Annotated in this window: 25 protein-coding genes; 5 read left to right on the forward strand and 20 right to left on the reverse strand. The window is 64.1% G+C overall.

Going from position 1 to position 22,632, the window contains the following annotated elements; all coding sequences use genetic code 11:
* Positions 1–391: 391 nt before the first annotated feature.
* Entirely contained in the window at positions 392–1,498 is a 1,107-nt protein-coding gene (locus tag V6657_RS14950; RefSeq protein ID WP_048935340.1) for a porin, read from the reverse strand.
* 336 nt (positions 1,499–1,834) lie between these two features.
* Positions 1,835–2,977, reverse strand: a complete 1,143-nt coding sequence (locus V6657_RS14955) for an ABC transporter substrate-binding protein (protein WP_048935339.1) — start codon at positions 2,975–2,977, stop codon at positions 1,835–1,837.
* A 107-nt stretch (positions 2,978–3,084) separates the two neighbouring features.
* Between V6657_RS14955 and V6657_RS14960 the strand changes: the two genes are divergently transcribed.
* The 5 genes from V6657_RS14960 (at position 3,085) to V6657_RS14980 (ending at position 9,516) form a co-directional block, all read left to right on the forward strand.
* Positions 3,085–3,789: a response regulator gene (locus V6657_RS14960; protein WP_048935338.1), complete on the forward strand. Its 705-nt coding sequence runs from the start codon at positions 3,085–3,087 to the stop codon at positions 3,787–3,789.
* A complete protein-coding gene (locus V6657_RS14965; RefSeq protein WP_048935337.1) occupies positions 3,786–5,318 on the forward strand; it encodes a sensor histidine kinase in 1,533 nt (510 codons plus the stop codon). The genes V6657_RS14960 and V6657_RS14965 overlap by 4 nt, the downstream gene beginning before the upstream one ends.
* 123 nt (positions 5,319–5,441) lie before the next feature.
* Positions 5,442–6,548, forward strand: coding sequence for an ABC transporter substrate-binding protein (locus V6657_RS14970; RefSeq protein WP_082170285.1), 1,107 nt, complete (start codon positions 5,442–5,444; stop codon positions 6,546–6,548).
* 87 nt (positions 6,549–6,635) lie between these two features.
* Positions 6,636–8,447, forward strand: a complete 1,812-nt coding sequence (locus V6657_RS14975; RefSeq protein ID WP_082170284.1) for an iron ABC transporter permease — start codon at positions 6,636–6,638, stop codon at positions 8,445–8,447.
* The gene (locus V6657_RS14980) at positions 8,440–9,516 is read left to right on the forward strand and encodes an ABC transporter ATP-binding protein (RefSeq protein WP_021197514.1); all 1,077 of its coding nucleotides are present in this window, start codon (positions 8,440–8,442) and stop codon (positions 9,514–9,516) included. Before V6657_RS14975 ends, V6657_RS14980 begins: the two co-directional genes overlap by 8 nt.
* A 70-nt stretch (positions 9,517–9,586) precedes the next feature.
* Here the strand turns inward: V6657_RS14980 and tatC are convergent, their stop codons facing one another.
* The 18 genes from tatC to V6657_RS15070 all read right to left on the reverse strand — a co-directional run bounded on the left by tatC (position 9,587) and on the right by V6657_RS15070 (position 22,611).
* A complete protein-coding gene (gene tatC, locus V6657_RS14985) occupies positions 9,587–10,387 on the reverse strand; it encodes a twin-arginine translocase subunit TatC (protein ID WP_048935335.1) in 801 nt (266 codons plus the stop codon).
* A 52-nt stretch (positions 10,388–10,439) separates the two neighbouring features.
* Positions 10,440–10,958 carry a Sec-independent protein translocase protein TatB gene (tatB, locus tag V6657_RS14990; protein ID WP_048935334.1) on the reverse strand — a complete coding sequence of 173 codons (519 nt, stop codon included), beginning with the start codon at positions 10,956–10,958 and terminating at the stop codon, positions 10,440–10,442.
* Positions 10,959–10,978: 20 nt separating this feature from the next.
* The gene (tatA, locus tag V6657_RS14995; protein WP_021197517.1) at positions 10,979–11,230 is read right to left on the reverse strand and encodes a Sec-independent protein translocase subunit TatA; all 252 of its coding nucleotides are present in this window, start codon (positions 11,228–11,230) and stop codon (positions 10,979–10,981) included.
* Positions 11,231–11,303: 73 nt separating this feature from the next.
* The gene (locus tag V6657_RS15000; RefSeq protein ID WP_048935333.1) at positions 11,304–11,678 is read right to left on the reverse strand and encodes a membrane protein; all 375 of its coding nucleotides are present in this window, start codon (positions 11,676–11,678) and stop codon (positions 11,304–11,306) included.
* 29 nt (positions 11,679–11,707) lie between these two features.
* Positions 11,708–12,082, reverse strand: a complete 375-nt coding sequence (locus V6657_RS15005; RefSeq protein ID WP_048935332.1) for a phosphoribosyl-ATP diphosphatase — start codon at positions 12,080–12,082, stop codon at positions 11,708–11,710.
* Positions 12,075–12,497: a phosphoribosyl-AMP cyclohydrolase gene (gene hisI / locus V6657_RS15010; RefSeq protein WP_048935331.1), complete on the reverse strand. Its 423-nt coding sequence runs from the start codon at positions 12,495–12,497 to the stop codon at positions 12,075–12,077. Before hisI ends, V6657_RS15005 begins: the two co-directional genes overlap by 8 nt.
* Positions 12,498–12,499: 2 nt before the next feature.
* Positions 12,500–13,270 (reverse strand): imidazole glycerol phosphate synthase subunit HisF, encoded by a 771-nt coding sequence (gene hisF / locus V6657_RS15015; RefSeq protein WP_048935330.1) that lies wholly within the window; start codon positions 13,268–13,270, stop codon positions 12,500–12,502.
* Between the two features lie 36 nt (positions 13,271–13,306).
* A complete protein-coding gene (gene hisA, locus V6657_RS15020) occupies positions 13,307–14,050 on the reverse strand; it encodes a 1-(5-phosphoribosyl)-5-[(5-phosphoribosylamino)methylideneamino]imidazole-4-carboxamide isomerase (RefSeq protein WP_045203048.1) in 744 nt (247 codons plus the stop codon).
* Positions 14,051–14,136: 86 nt separating this feature from the next.
* Positions 14,137–14,790, reverse strand: a complete 654-nt coding sequence (gene hisH, locus V6657_RS15025; RefSeq protein WP_048935329.1) for an imidazole glycerol phosphate synthase subunit HisH — start codon at positions 14,788–14,790, stop codon at positions 14,137–14,139.
* Positions 14,787–15,410: a MarC family protein gene (locus V6657_RS15030; RefSeq protein ID WP_048935328.1), complete on the reverse strand. Its 624-nt coding sequence runs from the start codon at positions 15,408–15,410 to the stop codon at positions 14,787–14,789. The genes hisH and V6657_RS15030 overlap by 4 nt, the downstream gene beginning before the upstream one ends.
* Positions 15,411–15,466: 56 nt before the next feature.
* Positions 15,467–16,057, reverse strand: coding sequence for an imidazoleglycerol-phosphate dehydratase HisB (gene hisB, locus V6657_RS15035; RefSeq protein WP_048935327.1), 591 nt, complete (start codon positions 16,055–16,057; stop codon positions 15,467–15,469).
* Positions 16,054–17,175 (reverse strand): histidinol-phosphate transaminase, encoded by a 1,122-nt coding sequence (gene hisC, locus V6657_RS15040; RefSeq protein WP_048935326.1) that lies wholly within the window; start codon positions 17,173–17,175, stop codon positions 16,054–16,056. The genes hisB and hisC overlap by 4 nt, the downstream gene beginning before the upstream one ends.
* Positions 17,176–17,191: 16 nt before the next feature.
* Entirely contained in the window at positions 17,192–18,517 is a 1,326-nt protein-coding gene (gene hisD, locus V6657_RS15045; RefSeq protein ID WP_048935325.1) for a histidinol dehydrogenase, read from the reverse strand.
* On the reverse strand, positions 18,514–19,203 hold the full coding sequence (gene hisG / locus V6657_RS15050; protein WP_048935324.1) for an ATP phosphoribosyltransferase: 690 nt from the start codon (positions 19,201–19,203) through the stop codon (positions 18,514–18,516). The genes hisD and hisG overlap by 4 nt, the downstream gene beginning before the upstream one ends.
* 7 nt (positions 19,204–19,210) lie before the next feature.
* Positions 19,211–20,476 (reverse strand): UDP-N-acetylglucosamine 1-carboxyvinyltransferase, encoded by a 1,266-nt coding sequence (murA, locus tag V6657_RS15055; protein ID WP_048935323.1) that lies wholly within the window; start codon positions 20,474–20,476, stop codon positions 19,211–19,213.
* Between the two features lie 98 nt (positions 20,477–20,574).
* Positions 20,575–20,811 (reverse strand): BolA family protein, encoded by a 237-nt coding sequence (locus V6657_RS15060; protein WP_021197529.1) that lies wholly within the window; start codon positions 20,809–20,811, stop codon positions 20,575–20,577.
* A 58-nt stretch (positions 20,812–20,869) separates the two neighbouring features.
* Positions 20,870–21,658, reverse strand: a complete 789-nt coding sequence (locus V6657_RS15065; protein ID WP_048935322.1) for an ABC transporter permease — start codon at positions 21,656–21,658, stop codon at positions 20,870–20,872.
* Positions 21,655–22,611 (reverse strand): ABC transporter ATP-binding protein, encoded by a 957-nt coding sequence (locus V6657_RS15070; protein WP_048935321.1) that lies wholly within the window; start codon positions 22,609–22,611, stop codon positions 21,655–21,657. The genes V6657_RS15065 and V6657_RS15070 overlap by 4 nt, the downstream gene beginning before the upstream one ends.
* Positions 22,612–22,632 lie beyond the last annotated feature (21 nt).

Below are 22,632 nucleotides of genomic sequence, written 5' to 3' on the forward strand. Positions count from 1 at the left end.
TGTCGCGCGACCGGGAAAGTGAAAATCGTCGCTCGGCACGACCAGCGCACGCTCCCCCTGGAGCGCCGGCCGGAGCACAGACCCTGCTCTTCGCCCCAGGCGTCACGCAATCGCACATGCTCCATCGCGGCTGAAGCATGAGCTCTGGGCTGGTCAACTCACGCTTGCGCAAGCGAAATAACGCCCTGTGCCACCCACCCACACCCCACGTGGGGCTCGCGAGTGAGCCTGCCTTGCATCCTGCGACAGCAAACGCAACCAACAATCCCATTGCCGCCCTACCCTGACTGTTCGCCACCTACACAAATCGCTCACGCAAAGAAAAACGCCGACCCCTTTCGGGATCGGCGTTTAACCGTTTAATTCGATGCGCCCTTACGAGCGCGTCAAATTAGAACTTGTGACGCAGGCCGACAGTAGCGCCGAACTGGTTGTTGCTGTTGTTCGGACCCGAGAACACTTGGCTGCCGTTCGTCAGCGTCGTGCCAGCGTAGCTAGCGTCGTTCAGGCCGATCACGCCCAGACCCGAACCGCCGCTGTTCTTAGCATAGGCCAGGTTGAAGTAAGCGTCGGTGCGCTTCGACAGAGCGTAGTCGGTGCCGACCACGAACAGCCACGGGTTGCCCGTGCCGCTGTTCTTGAACTGTTGGTAGTAAGCCGTACCCGTCAGCGTCAGAGCCGGCGTAGCTTGGTAGCCCAGGCCTGCCCAGTACAGGTTCGAACGCAGGTTGCCATTGCCAGCAACGGTTGCGTAGTTAGCCTTGTACCAACGGTAGCCAGCGTACAGCTTGGCCGGGCCGAAGGCGTACGTGCCAGCGATCGTGGCGCGTTGTTCCTTGTTGTCGCTACCAACGGTCGTCGAGTTGGTTTGGTCGTACACTGCGCCGATGCCCAGCGGGCCGCCAGCGTAGTTAGCACCCAGGCTCCACTCACGGCCGGTCTTGCTGCTGCCAGCAACTTCGTTGCCGTTGTAGTTGAACGCGTACAGAGCCGAAACGTTCAGACCACCGAACGTGCCGATGTACTTGACGGCGTTGTCAGCACGACCCGAGAAGAAGGCGTCTTGCGAAGCCAGCGAGTAACGCGTGGCGATTGCCATCGGGTCATAGATCAGCGAGAAGTCGTACAGCAGGTTTTGCTGACGACCCAGGGTCAGTTGACCCCACTGGCCTTGCAGACCGACGTAAGCGTTACGACCGAACAGACGGCCACCCTGGGCCGACCGACCGTCGTCGATGTTGAAGCCGCTTTCCAGGTTGAAGATACCCTTCAGGCCACCGCCCAGGTCTTCAACGCCACGCAGGCCCCAACGCGAGCCCGACAGGCCGCCCGAATCCAGGCCAATACGCGAGCCGCTCGAACCAGCGGTTGCGCCCGGCACCTTGTTTGCGTAGGTCAGACCAGCGTCGACCACACCGTACAGGGTCACGGAGGATTGTGCATAGGCGCCACCGGCGGCCAGAGCTGCAACAGCAGCTGCAAACAGTTTCATCTTCATATCGACACTTTCCTTGTCAACTGATTGGGAAATCTTGACTGTCCTTATGGACGACGCAGATACCTCACGTCTGACCGCATTATGGGCCAGCGTTGACAGATTCCGGAAACCCTTTCTGGCTCTGGAGCACGATTTGCGGCCAAGTTGTTGCTCATGGGCAACACGCAGGACCCCCCCTCGGACAGGGGCCGAGACGGGCTTTTGGCGCGATGGCGCGGGGGTTGGCGGGCTATTGTCGGGGGCTGGCGACGTGCCATTTTTGTCACCCGGGTGCCGACAGAAATTGTCGCCTTCTCGCCACGCCCACTCAAAAAGAGACCCTTAAATCCCTTTTCCCTAGCGACCGAGTGCGGCGCGCCATCTTTTCAGGAAATCGGCACGACGCAGCTGATCTTGATGGGCGAGTAAACCCGGGCCAACCGGAATGGGCCGATGCGTATTGCCGAGTTCGGCGAGCAGGCGCTTGGCGGTCAGCCCGGTCTCGACGTCCTGGCGCAGCGAGAAAAGGAACGCGCGGTCGGCCATGACACTCTGGCCGTCACGCGAGAGCATGAAGTCGATCCACAGGCGCGCAGCGTTCGGCCGGGCAGCGCGGCGAGCAATGAAGGCGACGCGGGTGGCGACCAGCGTGTAGTCGGACGGCATCTTGATGGCGAGCGCGGGATTGCGATCGGCGTAGCGCGCGGCGTATGAACCGATCACATCGTAGGCGAGCAAGCTTTCGCCAGAGGCCACGCGCTCGAGCATGGCGGCCGTCGTGATGTACAGGTTGACGTTGACGCCACCCAATGCCCGGGCAACATCCCAGAACACCGGGGAGGTGCGCGCATCTTCAGCGGCGAACAGAAAGGCGGAGCCCGAGTGCTCGATGTCGTACGCAGCGACGCGGCCGCGCAGCAAGTCGCGATGGCCGTTGAGAATGCGAGCGAAATCGGCGTGCGTGGAGGGGACCAGATCGGCGGACAACTGGCGCGCGTTGTAGACGAAGACGACCGGCTCGTAGCTCGTGCCGTAGGCCTCGTTCTTCCAGATGGCCCACGACGGCAAGTAGGGCCGCTCGGGTGATGCATATGACAAGGCATGGCCGTCGTTGACGAGCTTGAACTGCTCGGGCATCGCCGAGCTCCACACAACGTCGGCGCCGGGCGACTTGGAGGCAAGTTCTGCGAGGAAGCGTCGGTAGATGTCGTCGCTGTTCTGCTCGCGGTAGTCGACGGTAATGCCGGGGTAGCGCGCCTCGAATGCGCGGATGAGCGGGTGCGCCGCGGCAAAGTCCGTCGTCGAGTAGACCGTGACGCGGCCTTCGCGTCGGGCGGCGTCGATCATCGCGCCGTAATCGCGCGGGTAGTACGACGGCAGCTCGGGCGCGGAGCTCGCCAGCCATTGCGCATGACTCTCAAGCGAAACGGCGCCACCCGCGGCCAACAGCGCGGCGGTCTGGCACAGCCAGCGGCGACGGGAATTTGGGATGGACGACATGCAGATCCGCCCGCATCCATGAGTTGGTGTGATTCGACGGTGTAATCGAGATACGGGCGCACGCATTATCATGAAAAAGCACACAGAACGATATTGAGAGACACCCGATGCGGATCTTGCTGGTGGAGGATGAGGACGAATTGGCGGCGTGGCTGGCGCGCGCGCTGGCGCAAAGCGGCTTCGTGATCGAGCGCGCAGCCGATGGCGTGATTGCGGAAGCCTTCCTCGGCTCCGGAGAATTTGACGCGGTGGTGCTGGACCTGCGCCTGCCGCGCAAGGACGGCTTTGCCGTATTGGCCGACATGCGCGCGCGGGATGACCGGACGCCGGTGCTGATCCTCACAGCGCAGGGTGCGCTGGATGAGCGCGTGCGCGGCCTGAACGCGGGCGCGGATGACTTCCTCACCAAGCCGTTCGCGCTGTCTGAACTGGAAGCGCGACTGATGGCGCTGATTCGGCGCAGCCGCGGCCGGGCGTTCCCGCGTCTGCGTTGCGGACCGCTGGAGTTCGACACCGGGCGCAAGGCGTTCCTGCTGTCAGGCGAGCCGCTGTCGCTTACGCCGCGCGAGCACGCCGCGCTGTCGGCGCTGCTGCACAAGACCGGTCAGCCGATCGCCAAGGTGCATCTGTTCGACAAGGTCTTCAACCTCGACAGCGACTCGAGCCCCGACGCGGTGGAGGTGGTCGTGCACCGTCTGCGCAAGAAGCTGGCAGGCACGGGCGTGCAGATCGTCACGGTGCGGGGCCTGGGCTACATGCTCGAAGCGGGCGCGAGTGACGCCAGCACCGTCGGCGACAACACCGCCTCATGACGCAACGGCTTGCCCTGCTGCCGCGCAGTCTGAAACTCACGCTGCTGTGGCTACTGCTGCCCGGGTTGATCGGCGTGCTGGCAATCGACATCGTGAGCGCGTACCAGGCGCTGCGCAGCGCCACCGACCGCGCGTACGACCGTGCCCTGCTCGGCTCGGTGCGCGCCATCGAGAACGGCGTGACGATCGAGCGCGGCCAGGTGCAGGTCAACGTGCCGTATGTGGCGTTGTCGATGTTCGAGTCGACCGCGCAGAGCAGCGTCTATTACCGCGTTGCCTTCGAGCCCGCGCCGGGTAAGGCGCCCGAAGCCGCCCTCACCGGGTATGACGACCTGCCGCTGCCCACCGCGCGCCTGGAGAACGACACCGAGTTCTTCTACGACGCGCTGTATCACGGCGAACCGGTGCGCGTGGCCGCCGTCGCCAAGCCGCTGTATCAACCGGGGCTGCCGGCGCGCATCGTGATCCAGGTGGCTGAGACCATCGAGACGCGACGTGCGCTGCAGCAGGCCGTCTGGCGTGGCACGCTGCTGCGCGATGCGGCGCTGGTGGTGGTGAGCGCGGCGCTGCTCTGGCTGGGCGTGACCGTGGCGCTGCGGCCGCTGAATCGTCTGGCGCGGAGCATCGCAGTCCGCGCTTCTGACGACTTGCGGCCACTCGATGCCGCAGACGTACCTGCCGAGGTGCGCCCGCTGGTGCAAGCGATCAACCACCACATCCAGCGCTACGCAGAACTGGCGGAGGCCCAGAGCCAGTTCCTCGCCGATGCATCGCATCAGATGCGCACGCCGCTGGCTGTGCTGCTCACGCAGGCTGAATACGCACTGCGCGAGACCGATCCAGCGCGCGTGCGCGAAAGCCTCACGGCCATCATCGCGCGGTTGCAGTCGACCAACCGGCTGACCTCGCAGTTGCTTGCGCTCGCCCGTGCCCGCCATGCGGGGCAGGACGCGCCCGCCGAGGTATTCGACTTGGGCGAATTGGCGCGCGACGTTGTGGTCGATGCATTGCCGCTAGCGCGCGAGAAACAGCAGGACCTTGGTTGGGACGATGCGGGGCTTGCTGCAACCCTGTCCGTCACGGGCTACCCCGCCTTCCTGCGTGAGGCGCTGTCCAACTTAGTACACAACGCGATCCGCTACACCCCCGCCGGTGGACGCATCACCGTGCGGGCAATTGCCGACGGCGATACCGCGCTCGTCTGCGTGGACGACACCGGCCCCGGCATGAGCGCCGACGAACGCGCGCACGCGTTTCAGCGTTTCCGGCGCGCGCACGAAGGCGGTGGTCGTGCGGCGAAGTTGAAAAATGCGCCCAAAAGCGCGCCGAAGGATGCGCGCTATGCGGCCGAAGGCTCCGGCCTGGGATTGGCGATCGCGCGGGCTTATGCGGCGCGCAGCGGCGGGCAAATCGAACTGGCCGATGGTGAGCCCAACGGGCATGGCGGCGTGGGCCTATCTGCGCGGATTCGTGTGCCGCGCACGCCATCCACAACATCTCCTGAGCATGCTGCAACGCAGCAACCTTAATGAAAGCGTGACGAAAGCGCGCGACTTCTATACTGCGCCGCACCTGGGGCCATCCGTCCGAGCTACACGCACATCGCCATAAGTAGCCGGCCCCACATCACCAAGCAAACAGGAGACAAACCCATGCTTCGTGGCCGCACTATGCCCGCGCACGCCGCTCTCGTTTCGATTGCGGCTGCCGCTCTGACCCTCAGCACCGCTGCACTCGCGCAAGTCCCGGCTGGCTATCCCGCCAGCTACGCCGACACCATCGCCGCCGCCAAGAAAGAAGGCAAAGTGGTGGTCTACGCTACGACCGACACCAAGGCTGCCGACCCGCTGATCAAGGATTTCGAGTCGCTCTACCCCGGCGTGAAGGTCGAGTACAACGACATGAACAGCAGCGAGCTGTACAACCGCTTCATCAGCGAGCAGGCCGCCGGCGGCGCCTCGGCTGACATGATGTGGAACTCGTCGATGGACTCGCAGCTCAAGCTCGCGCAGACCTACGCCATGAAGTACGACTCGCCCGAAGTACCGAGCCTGCCGAAGTGGGCCATCTACAAGGGCCTGGCCTACGGCACGACGTACGAGCCGGCCGTGTTCCTGTACAACAAGCGCCTGATCAAGGACAGCGAAGTCCCGCAAACCCACGCTGACCTCGCCAAGCTGGTCGGCAGCCAGGGCGACCGCTTCAAGAACAAGGTCACGACGTACGACATCGAGAAGTCCGCCGTGGGCTTCATGATGGCGGCGCAGGACAACCAGGATTCGCCGCAGTACTTCGACTTCATCAAGGCGGTGGGGCCCAACCTGGTGCTGCAGTCGTCCACCGGCACGATGATGGAGCGCGTGGCCTCGGGCGAAAACCTGATCGCCTACAACATCCTCGGTTCGTATGCGCTGGCGCGTGCCAAGAAGGACCCGTCGATCGGCATCGTGTATCCGAAGGACTACACGCTGGTGGTCTCGCGCGTGGCGATGATCGCCAAGAAAGCGAAGAACCCGAACGCCGCCAAGCTGTGGCTGGATTACATCCTATCCAAACGCGGCCAGGACATCCTCGCCAACAAGTCGGACTTGCACTCGCTGCGCGACGACGTGACGGGCGAAGCCACCGCCGCCGGCCTGAAGAAAATCCTCGGCAACACCATCAAGCCGATTCCGGTGGATGAGTCGATCCTGACCTTCCTGGAGCCGAAGAAGCGCCTCGACTTCATCAAGCAATGGCGCACTGCCGCCGGCCGTTGATCTACTGACCTGCGGATCACGACTCCTCTTATCTGACCGACCTGCCGGCGCCATCCGTATCTGGCGCCGGCTCCTCTTGGAGGCACCATGCGTTCCCTAGCGCAAGACCGTGCCGCCGCTGCCCAAGCCCTCCCCAAGCGCTCGCCCTGGACGCGTGTGGGACAGGCTTTGCCGCGCGGCGTGGTCATCCTGCTGACGGCGCTGGCGATTTTCACGCCGCTGGCGCTGATCTTCTACCAGAGCTTTTTGTCCGCTCCGTTCTTCATGCCGGACGCACTGGCAGGGCTCGATGCGTACCGCTTCATCTTCGATGATCCGGACTTCTGGCACGCGTTCGAAAAGTCCGCCGCGCTGGCCCTCGGCTTGGCGGTGATCTCGGTGCCGCTGGGCGGCATCCTGGCGTTCCTGATGGTGCGCTCCGACCTGCCGGGCCGCCGCATCATCGAGCCGATGCTGATGATCCCGGTGTTCGTCTCGCCGATGGTGCTGGCGTTCGGCTATGTGGTGTCGGCCGGCCCGGTCGGCTTCTACACGATCTGGTTCAAGCAGATCTTCGGTGGCGTGCCCTGGAACGTGTATTCGTTCACCAGCATCATCATCATCGCGGGTCTGACGCACGTGCCGCACGTGTATCTGTATGTCTCATCGGCGCTGCGCAGCCTGGGCTCGGACGTGGAAGAAGCCGCGCGCATCGCGGGTGCATCGCCGCTGTCGGTGGCGCTCAACGTGAGTCTGCCGATGGTGCGCCCCGCGCTGCTGTACGCAGCCGTGCTGGTGATCTTCCTGGGCTTCGAGGTGTTCGGCCTGGTGCTCGTGCTGGGCGATCCGGAAGGCCACCTGGTGCTGGCGACGTATCTGTACAAGCTGACCAACAAGCTCGGCACGCCGGCCTATCACCTGATGGCGGCCGTGGCGGTCTGCCTGGTGATGGTGACGTTCCCGCTGGTGCTGCTGCAGCGTTACATGCTGCGCTCGGCCAACCGCTTCGTCACCGTCAAGGGCAAGGTCACGCGCAGCCGCCCGCTGCCGCTGGGCAAGTGGCGCTGGCCCGCCTGGGCGATCGTGGTGTTCTGGTTCTTCGTCTCGGTGGTGGTGCCGCTGTCCGGCATTGCACTGCGCGCATTCGTGTCGAACTGGGGCGAAGGCGTGTCGCTGACGCAAGCCGTGTCGCTCACCGCGTTCCACCAGATCTTCGAGCAGCCGCAGTTCCTGCGCGCGATGATCAACACGGTGCTGATCGGCGTGATCGGCGGCGCCATCGCCGTGGCTTGCTACACGTGCATCGGCTTGGCCATGCACCGCAAGCCGGACGGCTGGACGCGCTTCCTCGACTACAGCGTGCTGGTGCCCCGCGCCATTCCGGGCCTGCTGGCCGGTCTGGCCTTCCTGTGGGTGTTCCTGTTCGTACCGAACTGGATCGAAACCCTGCTGACCGACAGCAGCCTGCCCTTCGCCAACTGGATCATCGAGCACGTCGTGCCGAGTCTGCGCGACCTGCGCAGCACGATCTTCAGCGTGTGGATCGCCTATACGGTGGTGTGGATGGCTTACGGCCTGCGCCTGATCTCAGCCGCGCTGCTGCAGGTCGGCCCTGAGCTGGAAGAAGCCGCGCGCTCGGTGGGCGCTAGCCGTGCCCGCACCACGCGTGATGTGACCGTGCCGCTCACGCGCTATGGCCTGCTCGGCGCGTGGTTGCTGATCTTCCTGATTTTCGAGCGCGAGTACTCAACCGGTGTGTATCTGCTGTCGCCGGGTACCGAGACGATCGGCTCGATGCTGGTTTCCCTGTGGGCAGGCGGCGCCATCGATATCGTCGCCGCGCTGTCCTTCGTCAATATCGTGCTGGTGGCCGTCGGCCTCGGCATCGCACTGCGTTTCGGGGTAAAGCTCCATGATTGAACTCACTGTCAACGACCTGCACCTGCAATACGGCAACAACCCGGTTCTCAAGGGTGTCTCGATGCAGTTGCAGAAGGGCGAGGTCGTCTCGCTGCTGGGCCCGTCCGGTTCGGGCAAGACCACACTGCTGCGCGCCGTCGCCGGCCTGGAACAAGCCAGCCAGGGCACCGTCCAGATCGGCGATCGCGTCATGTTCGACGGCGCCAAGAAACTCGACGTGCCAGCCGAAGGGCGCAACCTGGGCCTGGTGTTCCAGTCGTACGCGCTGTGGCCGCACAAGACCGTGGCCGAGAACGTCGCCTACCCGCTCAAGCTACGCAAGACGCCGTCTGCGCAGATCAAGGAACGCGTGCAAGCCGTGCTGCAGCAACTCGGCCTCGGCCACCTGGGCGAGCGCTTCCCGAGCCAGCTCTCCGGCGGCCAGCAGCAGCGCGTGGCAATCGCCCGTGCACTGGTCTACAACCCGCCCGTGATCCTGCTCGACGAGCCGCTCTCCAACCTCGACGCCAAGCTGCGTGAAGAAGCCCGTGCCTTCCTGCGCGAGTTGATTGTGCGTCTAGGGCTCTCGGCGTTGATGGTCACCCACGACCAAAGCGAAGCGATGGCCATGTCCGACCGCATCCTGCTGCTGAACAACGGCGTGATCGAGCAGCAAGGCACGCCCGAAGAGATGTACGGCGCGCCGCAAACCCTCTTCACCGCCGAATTCATGGGTAGCAACAACCGCGTCAACGGCAAGATCGCCGAGGTGCGTGACGGCATGGCCCGCCTGGTCGATGAGGCGGGCGGCTGGTCGCTGTGGGGTGTGGCGCGCGGCGATCTGAAGCCGGGTGCATCGGCCCACGGGGTGATCCGCCTGGAACAAGTGCGCGTAGGTGTGGATAACGCCGACAACACCATCCGCCTGCCGCTGGCGACGCGCATGTATCTTGGCGACCGCTGGGAATGCCTGTTCCGCGCAACGGGCGATGCTGGCACGGGTCTGCGCGCCTATGCCAGCAGCGCGCCAAGCGAGGGCCAATATGCGCTGACGTTCCCGCGCGAGCAATTCTGGTTGTACGCCGCGTAAGCAGGCATCGCAGAAATGAGAAAGGCAGCCGAGGCTGCCTTTTTCTTTGGGCGATCGTTGAATCGGCCCGTTAGTCCTTCACCGCTGGTAGATGCTCCGGGGTCTCTTCTGGCGCAACCGTCTTGCGCAGGAAGATCGCCGCCAGGATCAGCCCCAACTCGTACAGCAGCCACAGCGGCACAGCCAGCAGCAACTGCGACATCACGTCCGGTGGCGTCACCACGGCCGCAATGATGAACGCGCCCACCACCACATACGGCCGCGCCTGACGCAGCTTGTCGAGGCTCACGATGCCAAAGCGCACCAGCACCATCACGACCACCGGCACCTCAAAAGTGATACCAAAGGCCAGGAACGTCGTCATGGCAAAGCTCAGGTACTTGTCGATGTCGGTCGACATCTCCGCGCCCAATGGCGCGTTGTAGTGCGCCATCACCTTGAACACGGTCGGGAAGACGAGGAAGTACGCAAACGCCACGCCGCACAGGAACAGGATGTAGGTGCTGACCACCAGCGGCATGATCATGCGCTTCTCATGCGCATACAGCCCCGGCGCCACGAAGCGCCAGATCTGGTACAGCACCCACGGCAGTGCGATCAGGAAGGCCGCGAGCAGCGTCACCTTCATCGGCACGAAGAACGAGCCGGTGACATCCGTCACGATCATGTGGCCGTTCTTGGGCAGCGCCTGAATGAGCGGCCGCGAGAACAGGTTGAAGATGTCCGGCGCCCAGTAGACCAGGCCCAGGAAGATCAGCAGAACACCCGCGCCGGCTTTGACGATGCGCTCGCGCAGCTCTACTAGGTGCGAGATGAAGGTTTCCTGCGCGCCGTCCTCGGGCGATTGCGGATCGAGCGGAGCGGCACTCATGTCGGCTGAAGGGGGATGCGGTCAGAGCACCCAGCGGTGGGTGCTCGGAGAATCATTCGAAGAAGGAACGCCCACGCGACTGCGCGGCAACGATGGGCGGACGATGGCGCTTAACGCGTGCCGCCCCTGATTGCGCCCACATGCGCACGCCCTGCTTCTGCCGGTACCACTTGGGCATCGAGAGCTGCTTGTTGCGCCAGCTGTTGCGACCGTTGCGCGACTTGCCCGGTGCTGGGCGCCAGTCGGGGGCGGAAGTGGAGGTCTCACGCAATGCCGGATCGCCGAGCGCCTCGTTCAGGCGTTCGTTGATTTCCGATGTGTGCTTGCTGACCTCTTGGTGGATGGTCTGCTCGACATTGCGCGCGGCCTGCTCGAAATCGGTGCGCATCTTGCGCAGCTCTTCGAGTTCGATTTCGCGGCTCACCTCGGCCTTCACATCGGCAATGTAACGCTGCGCGCGGCCAAGCAATGCGCCGGCCGTGCGCGCCACTTTGGGCAGGCGCTCCGGCCCGATGACGACGAGCGCCACCATGCCAATCAGCGCCAGCTTGGAAATGCCGAGATCGATCATCGGTCAGCGTACGACAGTGCTCAGCCTTGCTTGGACTTTTCGCGCGCCTCGACGTCGATCGTCGTCGAGTCGTGCAATTCGCGCGGCGGCTGGCCGGCGGTCTGTTGCGGGGCGGCCGGCTTGTCGTCCGCGGCGCCTTCCTTCATGCCGTCCTTGAAGCCCTTCACGGCACCGCCGAGGTCCGAACCGATGTTACGCAGCTTCTTCGTGCCGAACACCATCATGACGATCACCAGCACGATCAGCCAGTGCCAAATGCTAAAGGAACCCATGTCCTACTCCCACGTAAATACGGCTGCGATTGGTGCCGTCACGCCGCAACGGTGGCGGCGCCATTGGTTGATTTTACTGATTGGCGTACATCGGCTTGCTGTCATTGAGGTACAGCCAGCCCTTCACAATACGATACAGCATCCAGATGCCCAGAACCCACAGCACCGCAAAGCCGATAAAGGCCAGCGGAATGAGCATCACGCCGACCACACCCCATAGTACGCACCACCAGAACGAACGGATCTGCCAACGAAAGTGCGACTCGTACAGCGTGCCGCGCACATCGTCGCGCTTAACATACCCGACGATGATGGCAATCAATGCAGTGATGCCGCCGGTCAGCCAAAAAATGGCGTAGAGCGCATACAGGATATGCGTCAGCCGCCGCAGCCCGGCCAGACGTTCTTCGTCTGTCGTCACTGTCACCGCTGATCCGTAGTTGTCCACGCTGCCTCCCTGCGACGATGCGTCACCGATCAGTCACCTGCAGCGTCGCGAGCCTGCGACTTGCGCAACGCCTTCTCTTCCAACCCCGAGAGTCCTTCGCGGCGTGCCAGTTCATTAACCACATCATCCGGCGTGAGGTCGAAGTGCGACAATAGCACCATGGTGTGGAACCACAGGTCGGCCACTTCGTAGACGACTTTGCCGCGCGCCTCGTCCGTCATGCCGGCGGCGCGGGCGTCCTTGGCGGCCATGACCGTCTCGGTGGCTTCTTCGCCGATTTTCTTGAGGATGGCGTCATCGCCCTTATTGAACAGGCGCGCGATGTAGCTCTTGTCCGGGTCACCGCCGTTGGCGAGCTTGCGGGATTCGAGCACCTCGCCCAGGCGGCGCAGGGTGTCACTCATGGTTGTGGCCGGGCTTGCCGGCATAGATGTCGTCGGGATCTTTGAGCACGGGTTCAACGGTGAGCCAGTCACCGTCTTCCGCACTGCCTTCGAACTTCTGGAAGAAGCACGCGTGGCGACCAGTATGGCAGGCGATGCCGCCAACCTGTGTGACGCGGAGCAAGACCACGTCTTCGTCGCAGTCCAGGCGGATCTCGTGCACCTGCTGAATGTGGCCGGACTCCTCGCCCTTGTGCCACAGGCGCTTGCGCGAGCGCGACCAAAACACGGCCTCGCCGGTTTCCACGGTCTTCTGCAGCGCCTCGCGGTTCATGAAGGCAAACATCAGCACGTCGTTGCTGCCCTGCTCCTGCACGATCACCGGCACAAGTCCGTTGTCGTCCCAGCGGACCTTGTTGAGCCACTTCTTGGTCATGATCAGATCCGTACCGGAATGCCGTGTTCGGCCATGAACTGCTTGGCCTGGCCGACGGTGTATTCGCCATAGTGGAAGATGCTGGCGGCCAGCACCGCATCGGCGTGGCCGAGCTTGATGCCGTCGGCCAGGTGCTGCAGGTTGCCGACGCCGCCAGAGGCGATCACCGGCACCGGTACAGCATCCGACACGGCACGCGTGAGTTCGAGGTCGAAGCCGGCCTTGGTGCCGTCGCGGTCCATGCTGGTGAGCAGGATCTCGCCGGCGCCGCGCTGCGCCATCTCACGTGCCCAGGCTACGGCATCCAGGCCAGTGCCCTTACGGCCACCGTGCGTGAAGACTTCCCAACGCGGGGTTTCGCCTTCAGCCGAGACCTTCTTCGCATCGATGGCCACAACGATGCACTGCGCGCCATGGCGGGCGCTGGCGTCCGACACGAGCTGCGGGTTCGACACGGCCGACGAGTTCATGCTGATCTTGTCCGCACCGGCATTGAGCAGCCGGCGCACATCTTCCAGCGCGCGCACGCCACCGCCCACCGTCAGCGGAATGAAGACCTGCGACGCCACCGCCTCAATGATGTTCAGCATCAGGTCGCGCCCGTCAGACGTGGCGGTGATGTCGAGGAAGGTGATTTCGTCGGCGCCCTGCTCGTCGTAACGGCGCGCGATTTCAACGGGGTCGCCCGCGTCGCGCAATTCGACGAAGTTGACGCCCTTGACCACCCGGCCGTTGGTCACGTCCAGGCAGGGGATGATTCGTTTGGCTAGCATGATGAGTCGGGTGCCACAGCACCCGTTGAGCACGGCTTATGCCGCGCCGAGTTTGTCCGCGAGGGCTTGCGCTTCCTTGAAGTTCAGGTCGCCGGAGTAGATCGCGCGACCGCAGATCACGCCCTCGACGCCATATTCTTCGACCGCGCACAGGTGGTCGATGTCCTTCAAGTTCGACAGGCCGCCGCTGGCAATGACTGGAATCTTCACCGACTGTGCCAGCTTGACGGTGGCATCGATGTTGATGCCCTGCAGCATGCCGTCGCGGCCGATGTCGGTGTAGATGATGCCTTCGACGCCGTAGTCCTCGTACTTCTTGGCGAGGTCCACGACTTCGTGGCCGGAGAGCTTGCTCCAGCCGTCGGTCGCCACCTTGCCGTCCTTGGCGTCGAGTCCGACGATGATGTGGCCGCCGAACGCCGTGCATGCGTCCCGCAGAAAGCCCGGGTCCTTGACCGCCGCCGTGCCGATGATCACGTACGACAAGCCGTCGTCGAGCCAGCGCTCGATGGTGCCCAGATCGCGGATGCCGCCGCCGAGTTGCACGGGAATCTCGTCGCCCACCTCAGCGAGGATGGCCTTGACGGCCGCCTCGTTACGCGGCTTGCCCGCGAAAGCGCCATTCAGGTCGACGAGATGCAAGCGGCGCGCGCCCTGCTCGACCCAATGCCGCGCCATGGCAGCGGGGTCTTCCGAGAACACGGTGGCTTGATCCATATCGCCTTGCTTGAGGCGCACACACTGACCGTCCTTCAGGTCGATGGCCGGGATGAGCAGCATAGTCGTAACGACAAAGTTGAGGGGGTGGGGTTAAACGGGAAAAGAAGCGGGCAAAAAAGGATTCGGTTGCGACTGTGAGGCCGAGTTCACGGGTTCCAGTGCACGAAATTCCGGTAGATCTGCAGGCCGGCCTGCGCACTTTTTTCCGGGTGAAACTGTGTGGCAAAAATATTATCCCGGGCGATGGCGCAGGTAAACCGCACGCCGTATTCGGTCTCTCCAACCGATTCTTCGGGATTGTCCGGGCGTGCGTAGTAACTGTGCACGAAATAGAAGTAGCTCTGATCGGGCACGCCTTCCCAGAGGGCGTGAGCCCGGCTTTGGTGCACGCGGTTCCAGCCCATTTGAGGCACTTTGTACCGGGAACCGTCCGGTTGCAACTGGCCGTCGAGGTCAAAACGGATCACCTCGCCCTTGATCAGGCCGAGGCCGGGGGTGTATTGCTGACCAACACGCGCCTCGGTGCTGCGCTCCAGCAGCATCTGCTCACCCACGCACACGCCCAGCATCGGCTTGGTACGGGACGCTTCGAGCACAGCTTCGCGCAAGCCGGATTGGTCGAAGGCGGCCATGCAATCCGGCATGGCTCCCTGCCCTGGCAGCACCACGCGGTCAGCCGCGCGAATCTCGTCAGCTTGCGCACTGATGCGCACATCGGCTTCCGGAGCCACCGTACGCAGGGCCTGCGCTACCGAGCGCAGGTTGCCCATGCCGTAATCGACAATTGCAATCGTAGTCATGATTTGAGAACAGGCAACAGGGTTTTCAGCCCGTCAACAATGAATTCCACGGCCAGCGCCGCCAAGATCAAACCCATCAACCGCGTGCCAACGTTGATGCCAGTGCGGCCAATCACACGGGCAATCGGCTCAGCAGCGCGCAGCACAATCCACACCACCAGCGCGATCGCCACGCCCACGCCGGCTAGGAGAAACAGTTCCCACCAGTGGCGGGTCTTACCTGCATAGACGATCACCGTGCTGATCGAACCCGGGCCCGTGAGCAGCGGAATCGCCAGCGGCACGACGGCAATGCTGGCCTTGGCGCCGGCCTCGTCCTCTTCTTCGGGCGTGGCCTTGGTGCGGCTGGTCTGCGCGTTCAGCATGTTCAGCGCGATCATGATCATGATGATCCCGCCGCCCACTTGGAGCGAACCGACCGAAAAGCCGAAAAAGCCGATGATCTGTTCGCCCAACAGCGCCGACAAGCCAATCACGATCGCCACCGAAATCGACGCGACCTTGATGGTGCGGCGCTTCTCTTCATCCGTCTGGCTCTCGGTCAGGCTGATGAAGAACGGGATCGCGCCGATCGGGTTGATCAGCGCGAGCAGCGAGAAAAAGCTCTTGGTCAGATCCATGGGATCGGTGGCCGGGTCGTAGAGTCAGAAACGCTCGGCCAGGCCGATGCGGTGGATCAGAGCGCGCCCTTGGTCGACGGAATGGTGCCGGCGGCACGCGGGTCCAGCTCGACCGCCATGCGCAGTGCGCGGCCAAAGGCCTTGAACACGGTTTCGATCTGGTGATGCGCGTTGACGCCGCGCAGGTTGTCGATATGCAGCGTCACGCCGGCATGGTTGACGAACCCGCGGAAGAATTCGATGGACAGGTCCACATCAAAATTGCCGACGCGCGCACGCGTGAACGGCACGTGGAACTCCAGGCCCGGACGGCCCGAGAAATCGATCACCACGCGCGACAGGGCTTCGTCCAGCGGCACGTAGCTGTGGCCGTAGCGCACGATGCCCTTCTTGTCGCCGACAGCCTTGGCGACGGCCTGGCCCAGCGTGATGCCGACATCTTCCACGGTATGGTGATCGTCGATATGGGTGTCGCCCGTGGCCGAAACGTCCAGATCGATCAGGCCATGGCGGGCAATCTGGTCGAGCATGTGGTCGAGGAACGGGACGCCGGTGTTCAGCGTCTGCTTGCCCGTGCCGTCCAAATCAAGGGCGACGCGGATCTGCGTTTCAGAGGTGTTGCGAGTGACCTCGGCACGACGGCTCATGGGGCTTCCTGCAGCGATGCGGCAAAGGCATCGAGAAATTGCGCGTTTTCTTCGGGGTTGCTGACCGTCACGCGCAGACAGTTGGCCAACAACGGGTGCATTTTACTGACGTTTTTGATGAGAACCCGCCGTTTTAGCAGGCGATCGAACATTCCCGCTGCATCGGGTACGCGCACTAGGATGAAGTTGGCGGCGCTCGGGAAGACTTCAACACCCGGCAGCGCAGCCAGCGCGTCGATCAGCTTGGTTCGCTCGGCGCGCAGGGTCGCTGCCTGGGCATCCAGTACATCCACGTGATCGAGCACGAACTGGGCGGTGGCCTCGGTCAGCACATTGATGTTGTACGGCGGGCGCACCTTGTCCAGCTCGGCAATCCACTTCGGGTGGCCGGCCACGTAGCCGAGGCGGATACCGGCCAGGCCCAGCTTGGAGACCGTGCGCATCACCAGCAGGTGGTCGAAGTCGCGCAGACGCGGCATCCAGCTGTGCTGCGCGAATGGCTGATACGCCTCGTCGACCACCACCAGGCTCTGGCAGACCGGGCCGCGCGCAGCGCGAATGATCGCGTCCATGTCGGCCGCGTCAAACAGGTTGCCGGTCGGGTTGTTCGGATACGCCAGGTAAATGACGGCAGGCTGGTGCTCGGCCATGGCGGCCAGCATCGCTTCGCGGTCGAGCGTCAGGTCCGCCTTGAGCGGCACGCCGACGAAGTTCAGGCCCAGCAACTGCGCCGACATCGCATACATCACAAAGCCCGGCACGGGCGCCATGACCGTCGCCCCCGGCTTGGCGGCTGCGATGGCGATCAGGCTGATGATCTCGTCCGAACCGTTGCCGAGCAGCACCTCGGCGCCGGCCGGCACGTGCATCACGCGTTTGAGCTGCGCCTTGAGCGCGTCGGCGGTCGGCACCGGGTAGCGGTTAAGCGCGACATCGGCCAAGCGCTTGCCCAGCGCATCGCGCAGCATGGCCGGCAGCGGGTACGGGTTCTCCATCGCGTCCAGCTTGACCATGCCGGTAGCGTCGGGCACGTGGTACGCGCCCATGGCACGCACGTCGTCGCGCACGATACGGGCGAGCAGATCATCAAGCGAAGGCTGGGCTGGAGCGGCGGTCATTGTGATGCGGCAGGCGTTATTCGGATTTGGGAGTCAGACGATACTCAGCGCTGCGGGCGTGGGCTTGCAAACCTTCACCGTAGGCCAGTTCGGCGGCGATCTCGCCCAGCATCTGCGCGCCGGCTTCGCTGACCTCGATCAAGCTCGAACGCTTGATGAAGTCGTACACGCCCAGCGGCGACGAGAAGCGCGCCGTGCGCGAGGTCGGCAGCACGTGGTTCGGGCCCGCGCAGTAGTCGCCGAGCGATTCGCTGGTGTACTTGCCAAGGAAGATTGCGCCCGCGTGGCGGATGCGCTCGGCCCACTGGCGCGGGTTCTCGGCAGAGATCTCCAGATGCTCCGGCGCGATGTCGTTGGCGATCTCGCACGCCTCTTCCATGTCGCGCACCTTGACCAGCGCGCCACGGCCCGACAGCGACTCGGCGATCACGTTCCGGCGCGGCATCTCTTCAAGCTGACGGTTGATGCTGGCTTCCACTTGCGCGATGAACTCGGCGTTGGGGCACAGCAGGATCGATTGCGCCAACTCATCGTGCTCGGCCTGCGAGAACAGGTCCATCGCCACCCAGTCCGGGTCGGTCGTGCCGTCGCAGATGACGAGGATTTCCGACGGCCCGGCAATCATGTCGATGCCGACCGTGCCGAACACGCGGCGCTTGGCGGCAGCCACATAGGCGTTGCCCGGGCCGACGATCTTGTCGACGGCGGGGACAGTGTCGGTGCCATAAGCCAGCGCACCCACAGCCTGCGCGCCGCCGATGGTGAACACACGGTCCACCCCGGCGATGCAGGCCGCAGCGAGCACCAATTCATTGCGCACGCCACCCGGCGTGGGCACCACCATGATGATTTCCTTGACGCCGGCCACGCGCGCCGGGATCGCGTTCATCAGCACCGACGACGGATACGCCGCCTTGCCGCCCGGCACATAGATGCCAACGCGATCGAGCGGCGTCACCTTCTGGCCGAGCACCGTGCCGTCAGCTTCTGCGTATTCCCAGCTATGCGTGCCGCACTCAAGCTTCTGCTTCTCGTGATAGGCACGCACGCGGGCGGCAGCGGCCTCCAGCGCGGCGCGGCGCTTCGGCTCCAGGCCATCCAACGCGGCTTGCAGCACGGTTGGCGACAGTTCCAGCGCGGCCACGCTGTCGGCTTCGATGCGGTCGAAGCGTTGCGTGGCTTCCAGCACGGCGGCGTCACCGCGGGCTTTCACGTCGGCCAGAATCTGCGCGGCGGCGCGGTCGATGGCTTCATCTTCGCTCGCCTCGAAAGCGAGCACCTGGCGCAGTTGCGCCGCGAATCCGGCGTCGGCCGAATCCAGCTTACGGATACTCAAGCTCATGCGGTTTCCCCAACAAGCGCGTCCTGGGCAGAAGCACGCTCGAAAGCGTCGAGGATCGGCGCCAAGCGCTCGCGCTTCAACTTCACCGCAGCCTGGTTGACGACCAGTCGGGACGAGATCTGCACGATCTCCTCCACCTCGACGAGGTTGTTCGCGCGCAGCGTGCCGCCGGTGCTGACCAGGTCGACGATGGCATCGGCCAGGCCCACCAGCGGGCCCAGTTCCATCGAACCGTACAGCTTGATCAGGTCAACGTGCACGCCCTTCTTGGCGAAGTGCTCGCGCGCGGTGTTCAGATACTTCGTCGCCACCGACAGGCGCGCGCCCTGGCGCACCGCGTTGGCGTAATCGAAGCCCTTGGGCACCGCCACCGACATGCGGCAGCGGGCGATGTTCAGGTCGATGGGCGCATACAGGCCCGCCATGCCGTGCTCCATTAGCACGTCGCGGCCGGCCACGCCGAAGTCCGCTGCACCGTACTGCACATACGTCGGCACGTCAGAGGCGCGCACGATGATCACGCGCAGCGCCGGGTCTGACGTCGGCAAAATCAGCTTGCGCGAGGTTTCCGGATCTTCGGTCACCTCGATGCCGGCGGCCTTCAGCAGCGGCAGCGTCTCTTCAAAGATGCGCCCCTTGGAGAGCGCCAGCGTGAGCTGGTTGGAGGCGGACTGGAATGCGTTCATGGCCTGCTTACCCTTGGATGCGTCGGATCTTCGCGCCGACAGCGGAGAGCTTGTCTTCGATGCGGTCGTAGCCGCGGTCGAGGTGATAGATGCGGTCGACCAGCGTCTCGCCCTGCGCGATCAGGCCGGCAATCACCAGGCTGGCGGAGGCGCGCAGATCGGTCGCCATGACGGTCGCGCCCGACAGGTGCTCGACACCCGTCACCACGGCCGTCTTGCCGTCGATCACGATGTTGGCGCCCAGGCGGTTGAGCTCCTGCACGTGCATGAAGCGATTTTCGAAGATGGTCTCCGTCACCGTGGCAGAGCCCTCGGCGATGGCGTTGAGCATCATGAACTGCGCCTGCATGTCGGTCGGGAACGCTGGGTATTCGGACGTGCGGAAGCTCACAGCCTTCGGGCGACCCGACATCTGCACGCGAATCCAGTCATCGCCCGTGGTGAGCGTCACGCCGGCTTCGCGCAGCTTGTCGAGCACCGCGTCGAGGATGCCCGGCGGCACGCCGTGCAGCGTCACATCGCCACCAGCAGCAGCCACCGCGCACAGGAACGTGCCGGCTTCGATGCGATCGGCAATCACCGTGTGCGCCGCGCCGTGCAGCGCTTCCACGCCCTGGATCACCAGGCGGTCCGTACCGATGCCTTCGATGCGCGCGCCCATCTTCACGAGCAGATTGGCGAGGTCGGTCACTTCCGGCTCGCGTGCGGCGTTTTCCAGCACGGTCTCGCCGTCGGCCAGCGCGGCGGCCATCAGCAGGTTTTCGGTGCCGGTCACCGTCACCATGTCGGTGACGATGCGTGCGCCACGCAGGCGCTTGGCGCCTTCAGGCAGCTTGGCTTCGATGTAGCCGTGCTCAATGACGATCTCGGCGCCCATCAGCTGCAGGCCCTTGATGTGCTGATCGACCGGACGCGCGCCGATGCCGCAGCCGCCCGGCAGCGACACACGCGCATGGCCGAAGCGCGCCAGCAGCGGGCCCAGCACCAGGATCGACGCGCGCATGGTCTTCACCAGGTCGTACGACGCTTCCGGCGAGTGGATGACGGCAGCGTTGAGTGTGACCTCGTGGCCGTCCAGCGTGCCCTCCACGCCCATCTGGCGCAGCAGCTTGAGCATCGTGCGCACGTCCTGCAGATTGGGCACGTTGTGCAGCACCAGTGGCTCAGGCGTCAGCAGCGCGGCGCACAGGATGGGCAGCGCAGCGTTCTTGGCGCCAGACACGCGGATTTCGCCCGACAGCGGGCCGTTGCCTTCAATCAGCAGTTTGTCCATGAGCGAGACGTCTCGTCGATCACGTTGGGTGGGGCGCTCAGCAAGCGCAAGGTCGGAATCGGGTTCAGCGGTAACAACAGCGGGATCAAGCTCAGCCATCAGGATTGCCACTCCGCCGGGGTGAGCGTCTTCATGGACAGCGCGTGGATCTCCGCGCGCATGCGATCACCCAATGCGGCATAGACGAGCTGGTGGCGCTGGATCAACCGCTTGCCTTCAAACTGCGCGCTGACGATGGTGGCAAAAAAGTGCTGGCCGTCGCCCTCGACTTCGAGGTGCTGGCACGGCAGGCCGGTTTCGATGTACTGCTTGACTTGTTCGGGTGTGGGCAACATGGCCTTCCCTCTCCTGCAAAACGTTAGGGTGGTGCGTCGTGTTGGTTTTATGGACGTATCAATGGCGCAGCTTGTAGCCCGTGCGCAGCATCTGCAGGGCAATCCCCCCCACCACGACCAGCGCGATCAACATCACGCCGAGGCTCGTCGCCACCGGCACATCGGACACGCCGAAGAAGCCGTAACGGAAGCCGTCGATCATGTAGAAGAACGGGTTGGCGTGGGACACCGCCTGCCAGAACGGCGGCAGCGAATGAATCGAATAGAACACGCCCGCCAGGAAGGTGGCCGGCACGATCAGAAAGTTCTGGAACGCCGCGAGCTGGTCAAACTTCTCAGCCCAGATGCCGGCGATCAGCCCCAGCGTGCCAAGCACCGCAGCGCCCAGCACGGCAAAGACGATGATCCACAGCGGCTGTGCGAAGTGCAGGTGCGCGAACAACGTCGTCACGATCAGCACGCCCGTGCCCACGGCTAGCCCGCGAATGACGGACGCACACACATACGCGCCGAACATCTCCCAGTGCGACAGCGGCGGCAGCATGATGAACACCAGGTTGCCGGTGATCTTCGACTGAATAAGCGACGACGAGCTGTTCGCAAACGCGTTTTGCAGCACGCTCATCATCACCAGGCCGGGCACCAGGAAGGCGGTGTAGCTCAACTGGTCGAACACCTTCACGCGGTCCTCCAGCACGTGGCCGAAGATCAGCAGGTACAGCAGCGCGGTCAGCACCGGCGCGGCCACGGTCTGGAAGCTCACCTTCCAGAAGCGCAGCACTTCCTTGTACAGCAGCGTGCGGAAGCCGACCCAGCGGCCCGGCAGCGTCTCGGGAATGGCGTTCATGCGGCAGGCTCCAGCGCAGTCTCGGGTGTTTGCGGTACGGCGGAGATACCGCCCTCGCGGCGCATGATCTGCACGAACACGTCTTCCAGGTCAGCCTTGGCGATCTCCATGTCGTCGATTTCGCAGCCGGCCTGGCGGCAGGTGGAGAGAATCTGCTCGACTTCGCCGTAGCCCGACAGACGCAGGCGCACGCTGCGCTCACCGTGGTTGCCGGGTTGACGCAGGCCCTCGAGCGACGCAGGCAACGTGCCGTTCGAGAAGCTCAGCACGAGTTGCAGCCCAGCAAATTGCGACAGCAGATTGGCCGTGCGATCCAGCGCCACCACCTCGCCAAACTTGAGCATGGCGATGCGGTCGCACAGGGATTCGGCTTCTTCCAGGTAGTGCGTGGTCAGCACGACAGTGTGGCCCTCGCGGTTCAGGCGCGAGATGAATTTCCACAGCGTCTGGCGCAGCTCAACGTCCACGCCGGCGGTCGGCTCGTCCAGCACGATCACCGGCGGGCGGTGTACCAAGGCCTGCGCGACCAGCACGCGGCGCTTCATGCCGCCGGACAGCGCGCGCATGTTGGCATCAGCCTTGTTGGTCAGGTCCAGGTTGGCCATGACCTCGTCGATCCAGTCATCGTTCTTGGTCAGGCCGAAATAGCCCGACTGCAGGCGCAGCGTTTCGCGCACCGTGAAGAACGGATCGAACACCAGTTCCTGCGGCACCACGCCGAGCTTGCGGCGCGCCGTGCGGTAATCGGAGACGACGTCGTGGCCGAGCACGCGCACGCTGCCGGAATCGGCACGATTCAGGCCCGCGAGGATGGAGATCAGCGTGGTCTTGCCCGCGCCGTTGGGGCCCAGCAGGCCGAAAAACTCGCCCTGCTCGACAGACAGGCTCACGCCCTTGAGCGCTTGCAACGACTTGTAGCGCTTGCGGACGTCAGCGATTTCGATGGCTTTCATGGCCGACAAAGTGAACTACCC

The organism is Ralstonia sp. RRA, from assembly GCF_037023145.1.
GTDB lineage: Bacteria > Pseudomonadota > Gammaproteobacteria > Burkholderiales > Burkholderiaceae > Ralstonia.

What these genes read in the sequence shown, in the direction of transcription:
- V6657_RS14950 (WP_048935340.1), bottom strand. Translation starts at nt 1,498, where the DNA reads ATGAAGATGAAACTGTTTGCAGCTGCTGTTGCAGCTCTGGCCGCCGGT.
- V6657_RS14955 (WP_048935339.1), bottom strand. Translation starts at nt 2,977, where the DNA reads ATGTCGTCCATCCCAAATTCCCGTCGCCGCTGGCTGTGCCAGACCGCC.
- V6657_RS14960 (WP_048935338.1), top strand. Translation starts at nt 3,085, where the DNA reads ATGCGGATCTTGCTGGTGGAGGATGAGGACGAATTGGCGGCGTGGCTG.
- V6657_RS14965 (WP_048935337.1), top strand. Translation starts at nt 3,786, where the DNA reads ATGACGCAACGGCTTGCCCTGCTGCCGCGCAGTCTGAAACTCACGCTG.
- V6657_RS14970 (WP_082170285.1), top strand. Translation starts at nt 5,442, where the DNA reads ATGCTTCGTGGCCGCACTATGCCCGCGCACGCCGCTCTCGTTTCGATT.
- V6657_RS14975 (WP_082170284.1), top strand. Translation starts at nt 6,636, where the DNA reads ATGCGTTCCCTAGCGCAAGACCGTGCCGCCGCTGCCCAAGCCCTCCCC.
- V6657_RS14980 (WP_021197514.1), top strand. Translation starts at nt 8,440, where the DNA reads ATGATTGAACTCACTGTCAACGACCTGCACCTGCAATACGGCAACAAC.
- tatC (WP_048935335.1), bottom strand. Translation starts at nt 10,387, where the DNA reads ATGAGTGCCGCTCCGCTCGATCCGCAATCGCCCGAGGACGGCGCGCAG.
- tatB (WP_048935334.1), bottom strand. Translation starts at nt 10,958, where the DNA reads ATGATCGATCTCGGCATTTCCAAGCTGGCGCTGATTGGCATGGTGGCG.
- tatA (WP_021197517.1), bottom strand. Translation starts at nt 11,230, where the DNA reads ATGGGTTCCTTTAGCATTTGGCACTGGCTGATCGTGCTGGTGATCGTC.
- V6657_RS15005 (WP_048935332.1), bottom strand. Translation starts at nt 12,082, where the DNA reads ATGAGTGACACCCTGCGCCGCCTGGGCGAGGTGCTCGAATCCCGCAAG.
- hisI (WP_048935331.1), bottom strand. Translation starts at nt 12,497, where the DNA reads ATGACCAAGAAGTGGCTCAACAAGGTCCGCTGGGACGACAACGGACTT.
- hisF (WP_048935330.1), bottom strand. Translation starts at nt 13,270, where the DNA reads ATGCTAGCCAAACGAATCATCCCCTGCCTGGACGTGACCAACGGCCGG.
- hisA (WP_045203048.1), bottom strand. Translation starts at nt 14,050, where the DNA reads ATGCTGCTCATCCCGGCCATCGACCTGAAGGACGGTCAGTGTGTGCGC.
- hisH (WP_048935329.1), bottom strand. Translation starts at nt 14,790, where the DNA reads ATGACTACGATTGCAATTGTCGATTACGGCATGGGCAACCTGCGCTCG.
- V6657_RS15030 (WP_048935328.1), bottom strand. Translation starts at nt 15,410, where the DNA reads ATGGATCTGACCAAGAGCTTTTTCTCGCTGCTCGCGCTGATCAACCCG.
- hisB (WP_048935327.1), bottom strand. Translation starts at nt 16,057, where the DNA reads ATGAGCCGTCGTGCCGAGGTCACTCGCAACACCTCTGAAACGCAGATC.
- hisC (WP_048935326.1), bottom strand. Translation starts at nt 17,175, where the DNA reads ATGACCGCCGCTCCAGCCCAGCCTTCGCTTGATGATCTGCTCGCCCGT.
- hisD (WP_048935325.1), bottom strand. Translation starts at nt 18,517, where the DNA reads ATGAGCTTGAGTATCCGTAAGCTGGATTCGGCCGACGCCGGATTCGCG.
- hisG (WP_048935324.1), bottom strand. Translation starts at nt 19,203, where the DNA reads ATGAACGCATTCCAGTCCGCCTCCAACCAGCTCACGCTGGCGCTCTCC.
- murA (WP_048935323.1), bottom strand. Translation starts at nt 20,476, where the DNA reads ATGGACAAACTGCTGATTGAAGGCAACGGCCCGCTGTCGGGCGAAATC.
- V6657_RS15060 (WP_021197529.1), bottom strand. Translation starts at nt 20,811, where the DNA reads ATGTTGCCCACACCCGAACAAGTCAAGCAGTACATCGAAACCGGCCTG.
- V6657_RS15065 (WP_048935322.1), bottom strand. Translation starts at nt 21,658, where the DNA reads ATGAACGCCATTCCCGAGACGCTGCCGGGCCGCTGGGTCGGCTTCCGC.
- V6657_RS15070 (WP_048935321.1), bottom strand. Translation starts at nt 22,611, where the DNA reads ATGAAAGCCATCGAAATCGCTGACGTCCGCAAGCGCTACAAGTCGTTG.